The organism is Maridesulfovibrio sp. FT414, assembly GCF_050916235.1.
GTDB lineage: Bacteria > Desulfobacterota > Desulfovibrionia > Desulfovibrionales > Desulfovibrionaceae > Maridesulfovibrio.
Genome location: NZ_CP104854.1, coordinates 962,810 through 982,406 on the forward strand (window position 1 = coordinate 962,810; position 19,597 = coordinate 982,406).

General features: G+C 52.5%; 17 protein-coding genes and 1 pseudogene. 11 read left to right on the forward strand and 7 right to left on the reverse strand.

The window, feature by feature from the left end; translation table 11 throughout:
* Positions 1-41 precede the first annotated feature (41 nt).
* Positions 42-386, reverse strand: coding sequence for a DVU0772 family protein (locus N7E73_RS04335; RefSeq protein ID WP_432737801.1), 345 nt, complete (start codon positions 384-386; stop codon positions 42-44).
* A 172-nt stretch (positions 387-558) separates the two neighbouring features.
* On the opposite strand from N7E73_RS04335, the gene N7E73_RS04340 reads away from it, so the two are divergent.
* Entirely contained in the window at positions 559-1,188 is a 630-nt protein-coding gene (locus N7E73_RS04340; protein ID WP_432737802.1) for a YigZ family protein, read from the forward strand.
* Positions 1,189-1,288: 100 nt separating this feature from the next.
* On the opposite strand, the gene N7E73_RS04345 is transcribed toward N7E73_RS04340, so the two are convergent.
* The 5 genes and pseudogenes from N7E73_RS04345 to N7E73_RS04365 form a co-directional block, all read right to left on the reverse strand.
* Complete coding sequence (locus N7E73_RS04345) at positions 1,289-1,642, reverse strand: hypothetical protein (RefSeq protein WP_432737803.1); 354 nt, start codon at positions 1,640-1,642, stop codon at positions 1,289-1,291.
* 5 nt (positions 1,643-1,647) lie between these two features.
* A complete protein-coding gene (locus N7E73_RS04350; RefSeq protein WP_432737804.1) occupies positions 1,648-2,253 on the reverse strand; it encodes a hypothetical protein in 606 nt (201 codons plus the stop codon).
* A gap of 82 nt (positions 2,254-2,335) precedes the next feature.
* Positions 2,336-3,883: a glycosyltransferase family 9 protein gene (locus N7E73_RS04355; RefSeq protein ID WP_432737805.1), complete on the reverse strand. Its 1,548-nt coding sequence runs from the start codon at positions 3,881-3,883 to the stop codon at positions 2,336-2,338.
* A gap of 157 nt (positions 3,884-4,040) precedes the next feature.
* Entirely contained in the window at positions 4,041-4,658 is a 618-nt protein-coding gene (locus tag N7E73_RS04360) for a GNAT family N-acetyltransferase (RefSeq protein WP_432738833.1), read from the reverse strand.
* 48 nt (positions 4,659-4,706) lie between these two features.
* Positions 4,707-4,967: pseudogene (locus tag N7E73_RS04365) on the reverse strand (MarR family winged helix-turn-helix transcriptional regulator); the annotation flags it as partial.
* A gap of 551 nt (positions 4,968-5,518) precedes the next feature.
* Here N7E73_RS04365 and acs point away from each other — a divergent pair.
* The 6 genes from acs (at position 5,519) to N7E73_RS04395 (ending at position 14,045) form a co-directional block, all read left to right on the forward strand.
* A complete protein-coding gene (gene acs / locus N7E73_RS04370) occupies positions 5,519-7,504 on the forward strand; it encodes an acetate--CoA ligase (protein ID WP_432737806.1) in 1,986 nt (661 codons plus the stop codon).
* A 288-nt stretch (positions 7,505-7,792) separates the two neighbouring features.
* Positions 7,793-8,647: a pirin family protein gene (locus N7E73_RS04375; RefSeq protein WP_432737807.1), complete on the forward strand. Its 855-nt coding sequence runs from the start codon at positions 7,793-7,795 to the stop codon at positions 8,645-8,647.
* 4 nt (positions 8,648-8,651) lie between these two features.
* On the forward strand, positions 8,652-9,278 hold the full coding sequence (locus N7E73_RS04380) for a nitroreductase family protein (RefSeq protein ID WP_432737808.1): 627 nt from the start codon (positions 8,652-8,654) through the stop codon (positions 9,276-9,278).
* Between the two features lie 266 nt (positions 9,279-9,544).
* A complete protein-coding gene (locus N7E73_RS04385) occupies positions 9,545-10,828 on the forward strand; it encodes an L-lactate MFS transporter (RefSeq protein WP_432737809.1) in 1,284 nt (427 codons plus the stop codon).
* Between the two features lie 259 nt (positions 10,829-11,087).
* Positions 11,088-11,438 (forward strand): hypothetical protein, encoded by a 351-nt coding sequence (locus N7E73_RS04390; RefSeq protein WP_432737810.1) that lies wholly within the window; start codon positions 11,088-11,090, stop codon positions 11,436-11,438.
* A gap of 81 nt (positions 11,439-11,519) precedes the next feature.
* A complete protein-coding gene (locus tag N7E73_RS04395) occupies positions 11,520-14,045 on the forward strand; it encodes a TIGR03960 family B12-binding radical SAM protein (protein ID WP_432737811.1) in 2,526 nt (841 codons plus the stop codon).
* A 106-nt stretch (positions 14,046-14,151) separates the two neighbouring features.
* Here N7E73_RS04395 and N7E73_RS04400 read toward each other — a convergent pair whose 3' ends face one another.
* On the reverse strand, positions 14,152-14,619 hold the full coding sequence (locus N7E73_RS04400; protein WP_432737812.1) for a hypothetical protein: 468 nt from the start codon (positions 14,617-14,619) through the stop codon (positions 14,152-14,154).
* 237 nt (positions 14,620-14,856) lie between these two features.
* Between N7E73_RS04400 and N7E73_RS04405 the strand changes: the two genes are divergently transcribed.
* From N7E73_RS04405 to N7E73_RS04420, 4 genes are all read left to right on the forward strand, one after another.
* Entirely contained in the window at positions 14,857-16,479 is a 1,623-nt protein-coding gene (locus tag N7E73_RS04405; protein WP_432737813.1) for an ABC transporter substrate-binding protein, read from the forward strand.
* Positions 16,480-16,719: 240 nt separating this feature from the next.
* Entirely contained in the window at positions 16,720-17,694 is a 975-nt protein-coding gene (locus tag N7E73_RS04410) for an ABC transporter permease (RefSeq protein ID WP_432737814.1), read from the forward strand.
* Positions 17,695-18,621: an ABC transporter permease gene (locus tag N7E73_RS04415; RefSeq protein WP_432737815.1), complete on the forward strand. Its 927-nt coding sequence runs from the start codon at positions 17,695-17,697 to the stop codon at positions 18,619-18,621.
* A 3-nt stretch (positions 18,622-18,624) separates the two neighbouring features.
* Positions 18,625-19,593, forward strand: a complete 969-nt coding sequence (locus N7E73_RS04420) for an ABC transporter ATP-binding protein (protein WP_432737816.1) — start codon at positions 18,625-18,627, stop codon at positions 19,591-19,593.
* The last annotated feature ends 4 nt before the right edge of the window (positions 19,594-19,597 follow it).

Consider the following 19,597-nt stretch of genomic DNA (forward strand, 5'->3'; position numbering starts at 1 on the left):
CGTCTGCCTCCCCACGGGGTTAGATGATAAGGAGATGGGAGCTAATTGTTCATTTGCTTTTCAATCCAGGCCTTCACTTCAGCATTTATGGGGTAGTTCCCCTTCAGGCCACCTACTGACTTTCTGAACCTTTCGGCAATGTCCTTGGGCAGCTCAATACTGAGGAGTTCCCTGGCTTCTTCCGAATTTCTGCGGACGAAAATTATTCTGGGCTTGTCGTCCCACATATAAACGGTGAAATAGTTAGTATAATCGCTCTTGGATGTTACGGGGGTGAACTTTGCATCCCAAGGATGGTTTCCCCACTCCAGATACAGGGTTACTGCATCTTCAGGAGTCATTTCCCAGTCTATATCCCAATGTCTGTAATCTCTGAGGCTTCCCATTTCGCTCTCCTTATTTATCTAATTTAGCTCTTTCTCCTTTAACCTTGACTAAATAGTAACAATTACCATTTAGAAGTCAATAGAGAAATCACTTTGAAAATGAAATTTGTTAGGCTAACAAAAGAGAGCCGCAAAACACCTCAGCAATAATTCAATTAAATCAGGCATAAACATGACCAGCACACCTTACCCAGTTCCGGCAAAAAAAAATCGCACAGAGGACGTCATAAAGAAAAGCCGCTTCATCTGTGATCTATGCAAGGTGACATCAAGGGAAGAAGCCAGAGAATTCATAGCTTCAATCAAAAAGGAATTCCCGGATGCCCGTCACCACTGCTCAGCCTTCATAGCCGGCCCCCCGCTTACCGGGGAAATGGGTATGAGCGATGACGGCGAGCCGCATGGAACCGCAGGCAAACCGATGCTTCAGGTACTACAGGGAAGTGGGATAGGTGACATTGCAGCAGTGGTGACCAGATACTTCGGCGGGATAAAACTCGGGACCGGAGGGTTGGTCCGGGCGTACTCAGGATCTGTTCAGCAGGGGCTGGAAGCCCTTGAAACGGTCATGAAAGTCCCTATGCGCAGGGTCACTGTAGAAATAAGCTATGCGCTGGAAGGAATGCTCAGACGGGCGTTGCCCGAGTTCTCGGCAGAAATAGAAGAACAGTCTTTCGGCTCGGAGATCCTTTTTACACTCATAATGCCTTCAGACCGCATTGATGAATTTTGCGCTGCCATCACGGAAGAAAGCAACGGAACGGCAGAACTGATGTCCGACGATGCGGATATCTGGAGATAGCATATCTCCCCTGAATACAAAAACATACGCCCGAATAACATTCAGGCGTATGCTTGTACCGTAATTTCGGAAGAGAAAGCCGTAATTCCCTTCCCTGTCGTCAGCCTACTTTGTGAACATAGCGGCTCTGCGAAAGGGGGGTGCCGCGAACGGCCCTGCCGTACCCCTTGAACCGTGTAGTTTCCTGCCGGGCTCTGGTTATATCCTCTTTGAGGGTGGCCTGAAGCTTCTTGGCTTCAGTGGTCAGGTGCCCTTGCAGTGTCTTAAGCTTGTGCAGCTTATCAAGAATCTGATCAAGGCTCACGCTCTCTTTGGTTTCCAGAGCCTGACTGGTCAGAACTCCTCTCCTTTCAGCCGCGTCAAAGGCTTCATCAACCTCTCCGGCCATGAGATGTCTGAGCTCATCGTTTCCGATTTCCAGAGCCTGATCGAGAAGATTCAAGGTATTAGCCATAACAGTTACCTCTTGGCGACCTCCCTGATATCCTCGCGGATTACGGAGATGACGGTCTTCCATTTTTCAACGGAAGGCAGGAATTCATATTCAAGTAAATCTGCCAGTAAAATCCAGTCTTCGTTCTCGAGAACTTCTGTCATTTCAGAGAAAAGGCTGGAAAAGTCTTCTACAACTTTTTCAAAATCGGCACTGTGCTTCAGGGAGAAATGGTCGCGCAGACTGCCGACCATGCCCAGAAAATCGCGGGTTACGTCAAGAAGATCCTGATACAGCTCAAGGGCCTCGGCATCATCTGCCTGCCTGAACAGTTCGGCAACCTGCTTGCCGCCACCGGCCATAATGTTGACGACCTTGTACAGTTCGAGGGTGATGGCACTGGCCATTTCTGTTGCGGAAGAACTTTTGATTTCAAGGCTTTCCACTTCGGAAACGTCAATATCTTCGGATTGATTGGGGTAAATTTCGCTGTAGGGCTCGTCGTTGACCAGAACGTCGGTCACTATGCGGTTCTCAAGTTGCCCGCTGGCCATGATTTTTTCAAAAATCTGATCAAGATTTTCAAAACTGCTGATATCTATATCAGTCTTGGTTCCATCGATAACGATCATTTTGACTCTCCTCCTGAATAGGTACGTAAAAATTTTCCGGCTGGTCCGGTACGCCCATATTCATACAAGAGTCATGCCACTTCTACACTACCGATACACACATGCAGTTGATCAGCCCCATGTATCTGTCCAATAACAGGACTAAACCATCCATGGAATCCTGCCCGCGGGACTCCAGTTCCCATAGCGATGAAAGCACCGAAAGCTCCTGACATGAGGACAGAATATCCTTTATCTTTTGGAAGTTAGCCAGAAACTTAACTTTCATTTTTTCCATGGGATCGGATCGCAGCAGCAGGGCCTGCCTGCTGAGCAGAAAAAGGAAATCGCGGCACTCGGCAAGCGGTGCAGACAGCTTCGCAGCAAAGTCACCGGAAAAACCCGGCGAGACAGGAGCAAATCCGGAAAGATCTTCCCCGTCAAGAAAGCGACGGTACAATTCCCGCTGGAGGGTTATCCATTTATAGCGGTCGGTCTGCCCGTGCCCGGACAGGGAATTCAGGACCATGAAACCGAGTTCGTCACGGCCTGTGACATAGGCGCGAACGCCCCTGCCGCTGAGCTCCGGCCAATCTCCCTGCCGGACAAACGACTTCAGCGCGTGAAAGACGGCATCACAGCCTATCCGCTGGCGGCATTCATTTTCATGCACACACTTCACACCGAATGGACAAGGATGACAGGGCAGGTCCGGTTCAAGGCACAGGCAGTTTTCTGCAGCGGGACCGGTATCCCACGGCTGGGCAGTAGCAAGAAATACTGCCGCCACCGGTGTTCCCGATCCTGCGGCAAGGTGCATTGTTCCAGTGTCATTGGTTACCAGCAGGTCAAGACGTCTCAAGACAGCTGAAAGCTCATTCAGGGAAGTCCGCCCCATGAGATTGATCGCAGGAAAATCCGCTCCGTCCAGTATGCGCTCTCCCAGCGGTTTCTCCCCCTCGGTTCCCAGCAGAACAGGAACCCGGCGCAAATCTTTCCAGATCATGGCACCAAGCTCCCGGAAATGTTCAACCGGCCAGCGGCGACGGTCCTCGCTTGCCCCGGGCTGAAACCCGATGAATCCCTCAGCACCGTCTGCAGGATTCTCCAAAAGTTTGAGAGCTGAAATTTTTTCCATGGGTTGCGGCTCAGCCAACATAAAAGGAGCCGTTTTTTCAAGCCCGGCAACCCTGCTGAACAGGTCAACAACATTGAACGGGCTGGACCCGCGACTTGCTGAGGCCATCTGCAGGAAAGCCGCCCATCTGGTGGTGTCGGCATTGAATCCGAAGCTGTCCATGGCAAATCCGCGCACTTCACGTCCCTTTCCTAACTGCAACGCAAGCAGGCGGGCAGAAACGGACGGAGTCAGGTTCACCACAAGGTCAGGACTGAATCTCTCCTCAATCTCACTGCAGAATGATTCGTAAATCCTCAGCGCGTCCCTCCAATCCCGATCAAGCGCAGCCAGCAGGGCCGCCCCGGGCATGGGGAAAGTTTCGCTCACACCGCGCATTAGCCTGGTGGTGCCTGCAAAATTCTTCAGACACATGACAGCGGTATTGTACCCGTCGGCTGTCAGGGCTGAAATAACTGGCTGAGTCTGAAGCAGATCTCCGAAGCGGGTCAGGTTGATGACGAGAGCGTTCATTAGCAGGTATCCTTATATTGTTTATGACTCACGAATCCATGTCTTTATAAGGATATAACGCAAGTGCACTGACCCGGGCAACCGCAAACGGACAATTGAGAGGAACAGCTTGGTGTGCGTATTTAATTGAAACGGCAGGGTCAACTGTGTGTACCCCTTACTCCAAGTCTACTTCCCAAAGCTCTTCAGTTAAATGCTTTCCCCAAATAGTGTGCGACTCTGTCTTTTCCACATGAAAGCCGAACTTTGAGTACAGCTTTCTGGCAACGCCAAGCTCGTCTACAGTCCACAGAATAATTTTTTTATACTTTTTGCGCCTGCAAAAGCTCACGGCTTCAGACAGCATTTTTTTACCCAGCCCTTTTCCTCTGGCATGCGGTTCAACCAGAAACCAACGTAACTGGGCAACATCAGCATCTACTTTCACTATGGCGATTGAGCCCTCTGTTGCACTCCCCTGCTCAACGATCCAGAGCCTTTCCTTCTGTGAATCAAACTTTTCCACAAACGCAGCCAACGCCGAGGCAACATAGGAATCGAAAGTCACGTCAAATCCATACTGCTCCGAATAAAACACAGCATGTCTATATGCAACATATCCAATATCTCCCGGCCGATGTGTACGCAGAAGATATGAACTGTTACCCTTGTCTTTTTTTTTCAGAACGTCTTCGATGTCATCCATGGCCCTCAGAAGGCGCAGCTGATTTTCCTCATCTATTCCATTCAGGCTGGCGGAAATCCGCCTGTTCGACATTTCCTGCAGCCGTTTCAACTCCGACTCCCCTGCTGGAGTCAAGCGCAGCATCTGCCTGCGGGTATCCTCTTCAGATCTTTCCTTAATGAGCAGCCCCTGTTTCTGGAACCTCGTCAGCATTCTGCTGAGATACGCTGGATCCATGCAAAGCTGCCTGGATAGGTCCTTAGATACAATTCCGGAATCTTGTCCAAGCTCAAAGAGTACCCTGGCCTCGGACAAAGAGTATTCACTCTCGTGAAGCCGGGAGCTCAACAGCCCCAGCACCTGAGTGTAGAACCGATTGAAACTGCGTATTTTTTCCACCCGCTTTAAGCACATATCCATTCGCTAATCCTCTCTGAATCATGTTCATTTTCATTTCAATCAACTATCCTAAAACTAATTGACTTTGTCAACAAAACTATTTGACTCAGTCAACTAAACTCAGGTGACCATGGCAGGAAAGACTCAACCCATTCGTACTTTGTAATCAATTAAATCAGGCTAACCGATACAGCACAAACGGATTGAAACTGTTAAGCCGATCCCGTTCAAAACGGGCTGAAAGCAAAGCTTCATTGGCACATTGCGACCCATAAATTGACTTCACACGGAGAAAACATTTGCATCATGGGTGCCGGATTGTATTCTGCCAGCCCCAAAGACAGCTGCAAACGGTATGCTCAACAGGTGAACGGACGATAGCATCCGCCAAACGGTTCCGACTTTCCTTTTATGATTTTCTTCCGCCGTTTATCGAAAAGCATGTGCACTGCAATGCAAAAAACGCTATAAGCTTTTCATCTGGACAGAAAAACGGCTTCGAGCCGCAACACCTGCCGGAAACCTTTTTCTGCACAATCAGGCACCTTAAACACCTTTCAGGAGGCCATCTCATGACTGAAGAACAAAAAATCGAAAGCCTTTCCAAGGAAAACAGACTTTTTAATCCTCCTACCGACGTACCCACCGCGTGCGTGAAAAGCCTTGAAGAATACAAAGCCATCTATGACCGTTCCATTAACGACATGGAAGGCTTCTGGGCCGAACGCGCCGAGGAGCTCCTCACCTGGGACAAAAAATGGGACAACGTCCTTGAATACGATTTCGACAAACCTGAAATCAGATGGTTTGAGGGCGGCAAGCTCAACGTGTCCGCCAACTGCCTCGACCGCCACATTGCCAACGGCCGCCGCAACAAGGCTGCGCTCATCTGGCAGGGCGAGGAAGACCATGAGGTAAAGGTTTACACCTACGACATGCTGCACCGTGAAGTATGCCGTTTTGCCAACGTGCTCAAGAAACTGGGCGTAAAAAAGGGTGACCGTGTATCCATCTACCTGCCCATGATTCCCGAGCTGGCAATCGCCATGCTGGCATGTACCCGCATCGGTGCACCTCACTCCATCATTTTTGCCGGCTTCAGTTCACACAGCCTGCGTGACCGCATCAATGACTGCGGTGCTAAAATCCACATCACCGGCGACGGCGTTCTGCGCGGCGGACGCTCCATCCCGCTCAAGCCGAACTCCGACGAGGCCCTCAAAGAGTGTCCATCCGTTGAACAGTGCATCGTTGTTCCCAGAGCCGGAAACCAGGTGGAAATGGTTGAAGGCCGTGACCGTCTCTGGTCCGAACTGATGAGCGATCCCGAGATCACCGACAACTGCCCCTACGAGCTGATGGATGCCGAAGATCCCCTCTTCATCCTCTACACCTCAGGCAGTACCGGCAAGCCCAAAGGTGTATTCCACACCACCGGAGGCTATCTGACCTATGCCGCCCACACCTGCCAGTGGGTATTCGATCTCAAGGACGACGATGTACATTGGTGCACGGCTGACATCGGCTGGGTAACCGGACACTCCTACATTGTATACGGACCGCTGGCCCTTGGCTCGACCAGCATCATGTTCGAGTCAGTGCCCACCTATCCGGATCCGGCAAGATTCTGGCAGGTCTGCGAGAAGTTCAGAGTCAACATCTTCTATACCGCTCCCACCGCCATTCGTGCTCTGATGCGTGAAGGAGACCAGTGGACCAGGAAATATGACCTCTCCAGCCTGCGCATTCTCGGCACAGTTGGTGAACCCATCAACCCCGAAGCCTGGATGTGGTACCACGAAAACATCGGCGATTCCAAACTGCCCATCGTGGACACATGGTGGCAGACTGAAACCGGCGGGCACATCCTGTCTCCGCTGCCTTACGCCACTCCGCTCAAGCCCGGCTCTGCAACCCTCCCGCTGCCCGGCATTGATGCGGCCATTGTGGACCGTCACGGCGAAGAAGTCGGTCCCAATGAAGGCGGATTCCTGGTCATCAGAAAACCGTGGCCCGGAATGCTGCGCGGAGTCTGGGGTAACAAGGAGCGCTTCAAGGAGCAGTACTTCAAGGGCTTCCCCGGAGTATACGAATCCGGCGACGGTGCCCGCAGGGATTCTGACGGCTACTTCTGGATCATGGGCCGCGTCGACGACGTAATCAACGTTTCCGGCCACAGGCTCGGCACTGCTGAAATCGAATCCGCACTGGTATCACACCCGGCAGTATCCGAAGCAGCTGTTGTCGGCATGCCCCATGAGGTCAAAGGCCAGTCCATCTACGCATACGTGACCCTTAAGGCCGAATTCGATGAAGACGATGATCTCATCAAAGAACTGCGCGCCCATGTACGCAAGGAAATCGGACCTCTGGCTTCTCCCGAAGTCATCCAGTTTGCCCCCGGTCTGCCAAAAACAAGAAGCGGAAAGATCATGCGCCGAATCCTGCGCAAGATCGTTGAAGGCGATACCTCCAACCTCGGTGATACCTCGACACTTGCTGATCCTTCAGTAGTGACCGACCTCATAGAAGGTTATGCAGAGCTCATGAAAGCTTAAGTATTAATGGTTGTCTCGGAGCCTCGCGGACCTTAGGGTCCGGGAGGCCGTCCAACAGCCGGAATATACCGGATAAGACCGGGATGCCGAACAGTTTCTTTCTTTAAGGAAGGTGGCAACTGAAACTGTAGAAGGCATCCCGTTCTTTTTTTGTCTGAATTGTCCACCTACATCTTCAATAGAGCAACCGTAAGAACGCTTACATTCCGAATTACTCTTTGCAAATTTGACGCACACTGATAACATGGGCCGCATGTATTCAGGTACATCATCATACAGGAGATACCAATGCGGCGCGAAATCAAACAGATATTCTACGGTGAACCGGTCCACGAAGGTGCGGGAGTGAAGCTGCACAGGGCATTCGGATATTTTGAGGCCTCCCTTTTCGATCCTTTTCTGATGCTCGACGATTTCCGCTCAGACAACCCGGATGATTACCTCAAAGGCTTCCCATGGCATCCGCACCGTGGAATCGAAACCATCACCTACCTGCTCAAGGGGGAGGTGGAACATGGGGACAGCCTTGGAAATGCAGCCGTAACCAGGTCCGGAAGTGTGCAGTGGATGACAGCAGGAAGCGGAATCATCCATCAGGAGATGCCCAAAGGAAACCGGAACGGCTCAATGCACGGTTTTCAGCTATGGGCCAACCTTGCCGCAAAGGACAAAATGGTCGACCCGCAGTACCGTGAAATTACGTCTGACGAAATCCCGGTGATCGCAGGTGACGGCGGAATAAGCATAAGAATCATTGCCGGAGAGATTAAAGGTGTATCCGGCCCGGCCAGAGGGATCGGGATCAACCCGGAATATCTGGACATAACGGTTCCTGCAGGGATTGAATTCATCCATCCTACCAGAAGGGGCTACACAACATTCATATACGCGACCGGTGGACAGGGCTCGGTGAACGGTGAACCCGTGGAAAACCGATCGCTGGTACTCTTTGAGGACGGGGACGAAATTTCAGTGGCAGCGGACAGCAGCCCGCTGACCTTCCTCCTTCTCAGCGGCAAACCGCATAACGAGCCCATTTTCTGGCGCGGGCCCATTGTTATGCACACTGCCGAGGAGCTGGAAAAAGCCTTTCAGGAATATAAAGACGGAACTTTTATCAAACACCAGAAACCAAGAGGTTAGCATCGTGGACTTTGCAGAAATTCTCAAAAAAAGACGAGCTGTTAATTATTTTGATCCGAACCGGGATGTTGATGAGGCAATGCTGAAAAAAATTATCGAGCAGGCCGGGAATGCTCCCTCAAGCTACAACCTGCAGCCGTGGAAGCTGAAGGTAGTACGCGATCCGGCTCGCAAGCAGGCTTTGCGCGAACTCGCCTTCAACCAGCCGAAAGTAACCGAAGCTCCGGTAATTTTTATTGTTCTGGCTGACCGCGATGGCTGGAAGCTTGAAAATGCCACCGCTCAGAATGTCTTCGCTGACTTTGTCAAAGCCGGGAAAATGTCGGAAGACCAAAGGGACTGGTTCTCCGGGGTAACCAGCGGCCTCTACGGCCGATCCCCCGAGGCTTCGCAGGCATTTGCCAACAAGAACACCGGACTTTTCGCCATGTCCCTGATGTATGCCACAACGGCAAACGGTCTTGAATCTCATCCAATGGACGGATTTGACCATGAAGGGGTTCGCAAGGAATTCAACATCCCCGACAACTTCTGGATTCCCATGCTGATTGCCGTAGGCTACCTCAATCCGGGCACCGAAGTACCCCCCAAGGCATGGCGTCAAAGCTATGAGGACATTGTTATAGATTAAGCCGGGTGAGTGGTCCAATATCATTGGCAGGCGGTATAAAGGCCGGATCGTTTCCCGATCCGGCTTTTTTTTATCCGCTCACCGAAAATAAGATGCAGCACTCACTTTGGCTCATTTATAACTGAAACATGACAAAGGCGCAGCAATGTCCGGCACGACAGGCTGCAAAGCAGAAAAAGGGATTGGCAGAAGCAGAAGTAAAAACAACAGAGAACTCGGGTATATTTTCATACCTGCAAAAGAAACAACAATCACCGGGGGTAGATATGAGTGATAAAAAAGTAATGAACAGATGGTTGGCAGTCCTGGGGGCGGTACTGATGCAGCTGGCCCTCGGTGCCATCTATGCGTGGTCTGTATTCACCCCATCCCTTATTCAAGCAGGGTGGACAAAATTTCAGTCTCAGGCGGTATTCTCCATCGCTCTGGTGGCCTTTGCCATATCCATGGTCTGGGCCGGTAAAAAACTGGCCTCGTGGGGTCCCGCCAAGCTCTCTTTTATGAGTGCGGTCGTTCTTGGAGCAGGCTATGCCCTTGCAGGTCTGGTCGGCGGAACAAATTTTCCGGCTCTGTGCCTGTTCATCGGACTTATCGGCGGTGCCGGAATCGGTCTTGGCTACGTTGTACCCATTGCCGTGGGCATGCGCTGGTTCCCTGACAAGAAAGGGTTCATCACCGGTCTGGCAGTCGCCGGTTTCGGCTTCGGTGCCATGGCCTGGGTAAAATTGGCCGGTGCGTGGGGCAACCTTATCGGCACCATCGGCCTGTCCGGAACCTTCTCCCTTTACGGTCTCATATTCTGTGCAATGATTGCAGTGGGCAGTATCTGGATGAGATTTCCGCCAGAAGGCTGGGCTCCCAAGGGCTACCATCCCCGGTCCAATCCGGCGGCGGCAAATGATGCCAATGAAGAGAACTTTTCCATAAGCGAGATGCTGCGCACCCCTCAGTTCTATCTGATCTTTGCAACCTTTACCTTCAGTGCAGCCGCAGGGCTCATGTCCATCGGCCTCATGAAGCTTTATCCGATGGAAGCACTGCAGCAGTCCGGGCACTCTGCTGCAGAAGCAAGCGCGATAGCAGGAACGGCAATGGCTGTATTCTTCAGCCTCGCCAACGGCCTCGGCAGAATCATCTGGGGTTCGCTCAGTGACAGACTTGGACGCAAAAACTCGATCCTGCTCATGACAGCGATTCAGGGCCTCACTCTGCTCATGTTTACCGCCATGGCAGGAAACCAGTTGCTGCTCTACGTGGGTGCAACCATCATCGGTTTCAACTTCGGTGGCAACTTCGCGCTCTTCCCCACTATTACTGCCGATACATTCGGCACCAAAAACGTAGGTCAGAACTATCCGTACATATTCCTGGCCTATGGCATGGGAGGAGTCTTCGGCCCCATGCTCGGCGGACAGCTCGGAGATCTCGGCAACTTCCCTCTCGCATTCACCATCTGCGGGATCAGCTGCCTTCTGAGTTCCATTGCCATCTACATGGTCCGAAAGCCAACGAAGGATCAGGATATAGATGCAGAATTTGCTGAGAGATAATTTCAGCAGCGCAATCACTTCCCGCGAAAGGCTCATCACTTTCGCATAAACAGAAACAGGCTTCGGAGACAAGACCGGAGCCTGTTTCCGTTTAAGCACCATCAAAAGTGCTACAACCGCCTTTGAGCCTTGACACTACGCCCTGCAACCACTACTTCTCAGCAGTTGGACCAGACGCAATCACATAAGCCGGAACAGACTATCACGGACTATTCCGGTTTATTTTTATGATAGCGATTTAATATTCAAGGAGAGTACAATGGCTTACGATGTAAAACTTTTCAAACTGATCAACGGCGACATGGTTATCGGTAAATGGGACGCCGCCAATAACAAAATCAATGATCCCGCTGTGCTTCAGACCATCCCCTCCCAGCAGGGCGTGCAGATGATGATCCTGCCCTTCGGCTACCCCTTTGATAACGAGATTGAAGGTGAAATAGACGGACGCCACATCATCTACACCTACAAGAACTGCCCGGAAGATGTTTCCACCAAGTACCTTGAAGCTTCCAGCAACCTGACCCTGTCCTCCGGCGGACTCGGCGGTCTTGGCGGCGGACTCGGCAGCGGAAATATCAGCAACATTTCCGACCTGCTCAAAAAATAATACAGAGTAGAACAGTTACAGGGGGGCCGATTCCGGCCCCCTTTTCGACCATACCTTTTAACCAAATTCAGGGCTGATCTTTTGAAGAAACTGCTTCCCCTCCTGCCCCGCCCCACCCGTTACCTCGGGTCGGAATGGGGTTCCGTCCACAAGGACCCCGCGAAGGTCCGTGCACGCATTGCCATCGGTTTTCCGGACCTCTACGAGGTCGGCATGTCCTATCTTGGACAGAAGATCCTCTATGAAATCGTCAACAACCACGCCGACTTCTACGCAGAACGGGTCTATGTTCCCTGCCTGGAAACCGCCGGAATAATGCGCGAACACGGCGAACTGCTGGCAACCATGGAAAGCGACACACCAATCAGGGAGCTTGACGCACTCGGAATCAGCCTGACCCACGAACTTTGCTATACCAACGTGCTCTTCATGCTCGACCTGTCCGGGATTCCCCTGAAATCAGCAGACCGCGGCGATGAATCCCCGCTGATCATAGCCGGTGGCGGGGCCTGCTTCAACGCCGAACCCATGGCCGAGTTCTTCGACGTCATCATGCTTGGAGACGGCGAAGAATCCATGGTCCGCGTCATGGAAGTAATCGCTGACTGCAAGGAAAAAGGACTGGGAAGAAAAGAAAAGCTGGAAGCCCTTGCTAAACTTCCCGGCATCTACATCCCTGAATTCTTCGACCCGGAAAACCCCGGAGACTTCTTCGTGGAAAAAGCCCTTGTAGAGGATTTCGAACCGATTCCCTTTCCAAAGGACCAGATACTTCCGTACGGCGAAGCCATCCATGACCGCCTGACCATGGAAATAGCCAGGGGCTGTACCAGAGGCTGCCGTTTCTGCCAGGCAGGTATAATCTACCGCCCGGTCCGCGAACGCACTCCGGAAACACTCACCGCCACCCTGATGGATGGACTGGACCGTACCGGATACGAGGAAACCTCCTTCCTTTCGCTCAGCACCGGTGACTACTCCGCGCTGGATACCCTTTTCGCCAAGTGTTTTGACTACTGCGCGGCAGAACAGATTTCCATATCCCTTCCGTCCCTGCGCGTGGGTTCGCTTTCCAACCCGATCATGGAACGCATCTCCACCATCCGCCGTACCGGGGCCACACTGGCTCCCGAAGCGGGAAGCCAGCGCATGCGTGATGTGATCAACAAGGGTATCACTGAGGAAGCACTGCTTGAACACGCCCTGATGCTCTACAACAACGGCTGGCGGAACATTAAGCTCTATTTCATGATCGGACTGCCCTCCGAGACGTTCGAGGATCTCGACGCAATTTTCGATCTCTGCATGAAAGTGCGCGATGTGGCAGGCTGGCAGGTCAAGAACCTGAACATTACCGCTGCGGTTTCTCCCTTTGTGCCCAAGCCGCACACCCCCTTCCAGTGGGAACGCCAGATCTCAATGGAAGAAATATACGAAAGGCTCGACTACCTGCGGGCCAAGTTCAACAAGGTCAAACGCATTAAAATGAAATCGCACATTCCGCGGATGACCTTCCTTGAAGGAATATTTTCACGAGGAGACCGCAGACTCGGTCCTGTTGTCGAGAAGGCCTACCGGAAAGGTGCGCTCTTCTCCAGCTGGAAAGACCACCTGCAACTGGAACCATATCTTGAGGCGATGGCAGAGGAAGGACTCGACCCGGCAGAATACAGCGGAGCCCGCGACCTTGATGCCCGCCTGCCCTGGGACCACCTTTCAAGCGGTGTAAGCAAGCAGTTCCTGCTTACCGAACGCAATCGCGGCTACGCGCAGAAGATCACCGGCGACTGCCGTTACGAAGCCTGCCGCAACTGCGGGGTCTGTGAATTTGAAGGACGCAAATCCCTGCTCCGGCAGCAGGCCGAGACAAAGGAAATCCGTCCGCGCATGGTCTTCGAAAGCCGTGACCAGACCGGCGAAGTCCCGCCTTTCGTGCAGGAGGAGAAACTCGATCTCGGAGCCAAGGGCAGCAACTTCCGCCTCTGGTACACCAAGACCGGAACCACGGCCTACCTTTCCCAGCTGGATCTCCAGCCGGTCATTGAAAGGGCCATGCGCCGGGCAAGACTTCCCCTGAGCTTCTCGCAGGGATTCCACCCCATGCCGCGCATGTCCTTCGGACGCGCGCTTCCTGTAGGAGTGGAAAGCCTCAAGGAATGGATGAACATCATGCTGCGCACCGAGATTTCCGCTCAGGATCTGGTGGACCGGCTTAACAGGCAGATGCCCATCGGCATAAAGATTATCGGTGCTGAGCCGCTGACCCTGTCCAAGAAACAGGCCCAGCCGCAGGTTGAGGATTTCATCCTCACCTTCACCTGCTCCGATGAAGCCAAGGCTGACAAACTGGCCAGGCTGCGCGAGTTCGTCGAGTCCGAAAGCTACACCGTTTCCCACACCACCAAGAAAAAGGTTAAGGAAAAGGATGTACGCCCGACACTTGTGAACTTCGAAGAAGTGAATGACCGGACCATAAAGATGACCTTTGACTGGACTGATCTATACATGAGTCCGGCAAAGATGATCGCCGCCATATGTCCCGGCACAACGCTGCTCGACTACAGCCTGATCAAGACCGACCAGCGGTTCGGACTGGATAAAGAATAAGCCCGGCCGCAGCGTCAGTCGGGGCTTCGATGCACAAAGTACCCGTAAAAAAGCCCGTGACATCCAAAAAGATGTCACGGGCTTTACTTTGATCACCGTAAAATATCTACCATTTAAAAAATGGTGGGCCGTCCTTGGTAATGTTCAGGTTGATGACCTTGTAGGCGTCACGCTGCTTGTCCCCCGAGCGCTTGATGTTGATGGCCACCGTAGTTTCTCCCACATTCAGAATGGTAAATTCGAAACGCCAGCGCCCAAAATCTCCCAAAAGACCAGATTCTGGCTTTAAAATTTTGTATTTCGCAAGGCGAACGAGTTTCGGGTCAAAAGTCACCCCGTCAAACAAGTACCCTCCTGAACCGGGATCCCGCATTTCAAAAGCGATTTCATCACCCGGCATCAAGCCGAGTTCTATGTCATGTTTTCCGTCAAGATCGTATTCCGCAATGGAGTCCGAGAAGGGATTCAGGGAGGCACATCCGGAGAATGCTCCCGAAAACAAAAGGATAATTAACACCCATCCAAGAGAATAAAATTTTTTAATTTTCATTTTTTCAGCATTATTGTGCGCCATACGGAACACATATGTTTACAAATTATTTTTAGAGTGCAATTACAACGACTTATGAATTTGTGAAAAAAGTAAATCAAGTGTAATAATATTGGGCGTGCACGGCAAGGGGAAGCCGTGCCTGGAAGCAGGTTTTTACCTGTAATTCTACTTGTTTCGATGTTCGCTTTTTCAGGATGTCCCTGAAAGAACGGCGTTTGGTGCTTTTATCACAGTATTTATCTTCCAAGGAGTGTGAGGATGAAACGTTCATTACTGTTTCTTGCGCTTGTAGTTATTATCTCTCTCGGTCTGGCCGGATGCAGCGCTGAAAAGAAGGAAGAGGCCCCTGCCAAAAAGGAAACCGCTGAAAAAGCCGCTCCCGCAGCAGCTGAAAAAGCCGGCAAGACCCTGAAACTGGCCATGGATGCCGACCCTGTCTCTCTTGACCCGCAGGTACAGCTTTCCGGCGGTATGCTGCAGTACTCCCACATGGTTTTCGATCCTCTGGTACGCTGGGCCAAGGACGGCTCCTTTGAGCCCCGTCTGGCCGAGTCATGGGAACGCATTGACGACAAGACCATGCGCTTCCACCTGCGCAAGGGCGTCAAATTCCACAGCGGCAACCCCTTCACCGCTGAAGATGTTGTCTGGTCTATCGATCGCCTCAAAAAAAGCGCCGACTTCAAAGGTCTTTTCGAGCCTTTCGCACCTGCAAAGGCTGTTGATGCAAACACCGTCGACATCATCACCAAGGAACCTTACGGTCTGCTGCTCAACATGGCTACCTACATTTTCCCCATGGACAGCAAGTTCTACACCGGCACCGATGAGTCCGGCCAGCCCAAAGACGCCATCGTAAAAACCGCCCCCTCCTTCGCTAACGTGAACGAGTCCGGAACCGGTAAATACGTTGTTGCCGAGCGTGAACAGGGTGTTCGCACTGTCTTCCAGGCTTTCCCCGAATATTGGGACAAGGCCGGTAACGTTGATACCATCATCCTGACCCCCATCAAGAACGACGCCACCCGTGTGGCAGCGCTGCTTTCCGGTGACGTAGACTTCATCATGCCCGTTCCCCCGCAGGATCTGAAGCGTGTTGAGTCCACCGAAGGCCTGCTGCTGGTCACCATGTCCGGTTCCCGTATCATCACTTTCCAGCTGAACCAGAAGCGCCAGAAGCCTTTCCAGGATGTCAAAGTCCGTCAGGCCATTGTTTATGCTACCGATAATACCGGTATCGTTGATAAGGTCATGAAAGGCTTCGCCACTGTTGCTGCTCAGCAGGGCCCCGAAGGTTTCGCCGGCTACAATGCAGAACTCAAGCCCCGCTATGACCTTGAAAAAGCGAAGCAGCTCATGAAGGAAGCAGGCTACGAGAACGGTTTCGAGTGCACCATGATCGCACCCAACAACCGTTATGTTAACGATGAAAAAATCGCTGAAGCCTTTGTTTCCATGCTCGGCAAAATCGGTATCAAGGTCAACCTGAAGACCATGCCCAAGGCTCAGTACTGGGATGAGTACGACGCACAGGTTGCCGACATCCAGATGATCGGCTGGCACCCTGACACCGAAGACTCCGCCAACTACACTGAATTCCTGACCATGTGCCCCAACAAGGAAACCGGTTACGGCCAGTACAACAGCGGTAACTACTGCAACCCCGAAGTGGATGCCCTGGTTATCGCTTCCCAGACCGAAACCGACCTTGCAAAGCGCAGCGAAATGCTCCAGAAGGTTGAAAAGATACTCTACGACGAAGCTGCTTACGTGCCCCTGCACTGGCAGAACCTGTCCTGGGCTTCCAAGGACGGCATGAACACCGAAGAGATCGTCAACGTACAGAACTTCCCCTACTTCGGCGACCTCGTCATCAAGTAATGGGAATTACTGAAAAAGTTAAGTAAAGCAAAGGGAACTCCGACCGGGGTTCCCTTTGCCTTGTTAAGCGCCTTATTTAACAAGAATATTTCTGACCATAAAGACCAATAGGGTTTAACCTTTGGCCGCCGGAGGCGAAATCCGATCGCCTTCAGCGCAAAGCGCCACAGAACCAAGCCCCGCAGGGCTCCCGGAGAGCCGCCGGAGGCGTATCATTGTCCGTCTGGAGTTAATTAGAAAATGTTTGCATTCATAATCCGAAGAATCGCGCAGGCGATCATCGTCATGCTGATCATCAGCTTCATCGGCTTTGCCATCAAGCAGAGCTTCGGTGACCCGGTGAGGGAAATCACCGGCGTATCTGTATCAGCGGCGGAAAGGGAGAAAATAAGGGATGAACTGGGACTCAATGATCCGTTCATGGTCCAGTTCGGCCGTTTTCTTGAAGGAGCGATGAAAGGGGACATCGGCAGATCCTTCTTCTACAAGAAGTCCGCTCTCGAAGTCATCCTGAGCAAGGCACCGGCCACACTTGAGCTGGTCATGTGCTCCGCTTTCATCATCGTAATATTTTCCGTGCCGCTTGGCATCTACTCGGCCATCCGGCCCAAATCACTGTTCTCGCGATTTGTCATGGGCGGGTCCATTGTCGGGGTATCCATTCCGGTATTCCTGACCGCGATCCTCATGATCTATATTTTCTCGGTGGAACTTCACTGGCTGCCGTCCTACGGGCGCGGTGTCACAGTGAATCTCGGCGGTTGGCGCACAGGCTTCCTCACCGCTGACGGATGGCTCCACCTGATAATGCCCTCGCTTGCACTTTCTTCCATCATGCTACCCCTCTTCATCCGACTCATCCGCTCCGAAATGATGGAAGTACTTGAAAACGACTACATAAAGTACGCCTGGGCCAAGGGACTCACTCCCAGAAGGGTCTGGATTGTACATGCCTTCAAGAACACCCTGCTGCCGGTTATAACGGTGGGCGGTGTGCAGCTTGGAACCATGATCGCCTTCACCATCCTCACTGAAACTGTTTTCCAGTGGCAGGGCATGGGCTTCATGTTCATTGAGGCGGTCGAACGCGGGGATGCCCCGCTTATGGTGGCCTACCTTGTGGTGGTCGGGCTCATATTCGTTGTTGTTAACACAGTGGTTGACGTCATCTACGGTCTCGTCAACCCGCAGGTCAGAATAACGGGGCAAAAATAAATGAAAACCAGATCACGCTGGCAGAGATTCAAGGAATCATATTTTCTGCACGACTTTCTGCACGACAAGGTTGCCCTGACAAGCTTCATCATTCTGGTCGTGCTTCTGTTCATGGGCTTCGCGGCACCGCTCATCGCGCCGTTCAACCCTTATGACGCCCACAACATCAACATCCTGAACGCGGAGATTCCGCCTTCCTGGATGCCCGGAGGCAGCACCGAGTTCCTGCTGGGAACCGACGCACAGGGACGCGACCTGTTCTCCACCATGCTCTACGGCATGCGCGTATCGCTTATCATCGGACTCGGAGCAGTTGCTCTGCAGGCCTTCATGGGCATCATGGTCGGACTCATCGCCGGTTTCATGGGCAAAAAGGTGGAATCGATCCTCATGCGCATAGCCGACGTGCAGCTCTCCTTCTCCACCTACATGGTTGCCATCTTCATTTCGGCCATATTCCAGGCGATGTTCGGGGTAGCCAAATACGAGGAAATCGCCGTTCCCCTGCTGATTCTGGTCATCGGGTTTGCGGAATGGCCGCAGTACGCCCGTACAGTCCGCGCATCGGTCCTGGCTGAAAAAAAGAAGGAGTACGTTGAAGCGGCAAGGGTCATCGGCCTTTCCCAGAAAAGGATCATGTTGCGTCACGTGCTGCCCAACACCCTGTCACCTGTCTTCGTAATCTCCACAATTCAGGTTGCAAACGCCATCATGAGTGAGGCGGCCCTGTCCTTTGTCGGACTGGGCATGCCCGTCACCCAGCCGTCGCTCGGCTCCCTCATCAACGTGGGATTCGAATACATCTTCAGCGGCTCATGGTGGATCACCATGTTCCCCGGAATCGTGCTGGTACTGCTGATCCTTGTGATCAACCTCCTGGGCGACTGGGTCAGGGATTTCCTCAACCCCAAACTGTACAAGGGATAATAAATGCAACCTCTTCTTGAAGTTAAGGATTTAAGTGTCGAGTTTGCATTGCGCCGTGGCCCCCTTCAGGCAGTGCGGAATGTAAGCTTCAATCTGGACAAGGGAGAACGGCTCGGACTGGTGGGCGAATCAGGAGCGGGGAAATCCGTAACCGGCTTTTCCATCATCAACCTGATCTCCAAGCCCGGATACATTTCAAACGGTTCAATCATGTTCGAGGGGCAGGATCTTGCCAGAATGCCCTTTGACAAGATGCGCGGAATCCGCGGAAACCGCATCTCCATGATCTTCCAGGACCCCATGATGACCCTGAACCCGGTCCTCACTGTGGGAACCCAGATGATTGAAACAGTTCTGGCTCACATGAACGTCACCCGCAAGGAGGCCGAAGAGATAGCCCTTGAAAAGCTCAAGAAGGTCTACATCCCCTCCCCGCGCAAACGTCTGGCCCAGTATCCCCACGAATTTTCCGGGGGTATGCGCCAGCGCATCGTCATAGCCATTTCGCTGCTGACCAACCCGGCCCTGATCATTGCCGACGAGCCCACAACCGCGCTCGACGTCACCATTCAGGCCGAGATCATGGACCTGCTGCTGGAACTCTGCCAGACCGAGAACATGGGACTCATCCTGATCACCCATGACCTTGCGGTTGTTTCGGAAGTGACCCAGCGCATTGCGGTCATGTACGCGGGCGGCATAGTTGAAACCGGTTCAACACGGCAGGTAACGGAAAATCCCGGACATCCCTACACCCGCGGACTCATCGCCGCACTGCCCCAGTCCGGTGGTGCCGGGAACCGTCTGACCCAGATTCCCGGAGCCATGCCCTCGCTCATGAACATGCCCCAGGGATGTCCCTTCAATCCCAGATGCTCGCACTGTACCGACATCTGCCAAAAGGAACGCCCCGAGCTCAAAGAAAATAAATCCGGCATTCTGGTGGCCTGCCATCATGCCGACAAAATATAACCGG

Bases quoted from the DNA above. Each gene is read 5' to 3' on its own strand.
- N7E73_RS04335 (WP_432737801.1), bottom strand. From the start codon at position 386: ATGGGAAGCCTCAGAGATTACAGACATTGGGATATAGACTGGGAAATG.
- N7E73_RS04340 (WP_432737802.1), top strand. From the start codon at position 559: ATGACCAGCACACCTTACCCAGTTCCGGCAAAAAAAAATCGCACAGAG.
- N7E73_RS04345 (WP_432737803.1), bottom strand. From the start codon at position 1,642: ATGGCTAATACCTTGAATCTTCTCGATCAGGCTCTGGAAATCGGAAAC.
- N7E73_RS04350 (WP_432737804.1), bottom strand. From the start codon at position 2,253: ATGATCGTTATCGATGGAACCAAGACTGATATAGATATCAGCAGTTTT.
- N7E73_RS04355 (WP_432737805.1), bottom strand. From the start codon at position 3,883: ATGAACGCTCTCGTCATCAACCTGACCCGCTTCGGAGATCTGCTTCAG.
- acs (WP_432737806.1), top strand. From the start codon at position 5,519: ATGACTGAAGAACAAAAAATCGAAAGCCTTTCCAAGGAAAACAGACTT.
- N7E73_RS04375 (WP_432737807.1), top strand. From the start codon at position 7,793: ATGCGGCGCGAAATCAAACAGATATTCTACGGTGAACCGGTCCACGAA.
- N7E73_RS04385 (WP_432737809.1), top strand. From the start codon at position 9,545: ATGAGTGATAAAAAAGTAATGAACAGATGGTTGGCAGTCCTGGGGGCG.
- N7E73_RS04390 (WP_432737810.1), top strand. From the start codon at position 11,088: ATGGCTTACGATGTAAAACTTTTCAAACTGATCAACGGCGACATGGTT.
- N7E73_RS04400 (WP_432737812.1), bottom strand. From the start codon at position 14,619: ATGGCGCACAATAATGCTGAAAAAATGAAAATTAAAAAATTTTATTCT.
- N7E73_RS04405 (WP_432737813.1), top strand. From the start codon at position 14,857: ATGAAACGTTCATTACTGTTTCTTGCGCTTGTAGTTATTATCTCTCTC.
- N7E73_RS04410 (WP_432737814.1), top strand. From the start codon at position 16,720: ATGTTTGCATTCATAATCCGAAGAATCGCGCAGGCGATCATCGTCATG.
- N7E73_RS04415 (WP_432737815.1), top strand. From the start codon at position 17,695: ATGAAAACCAGATCACGCTGGCAGAGATTCAAGGAATCATATTTTCTG.
- N7E73_RS04420 (WP_432737816.1), top strand. From the start codon at position 18,625: ATGCAACCTCTTCTTGAAGTTAAGGATTTAAGTGTCGAGTTTGCATTG.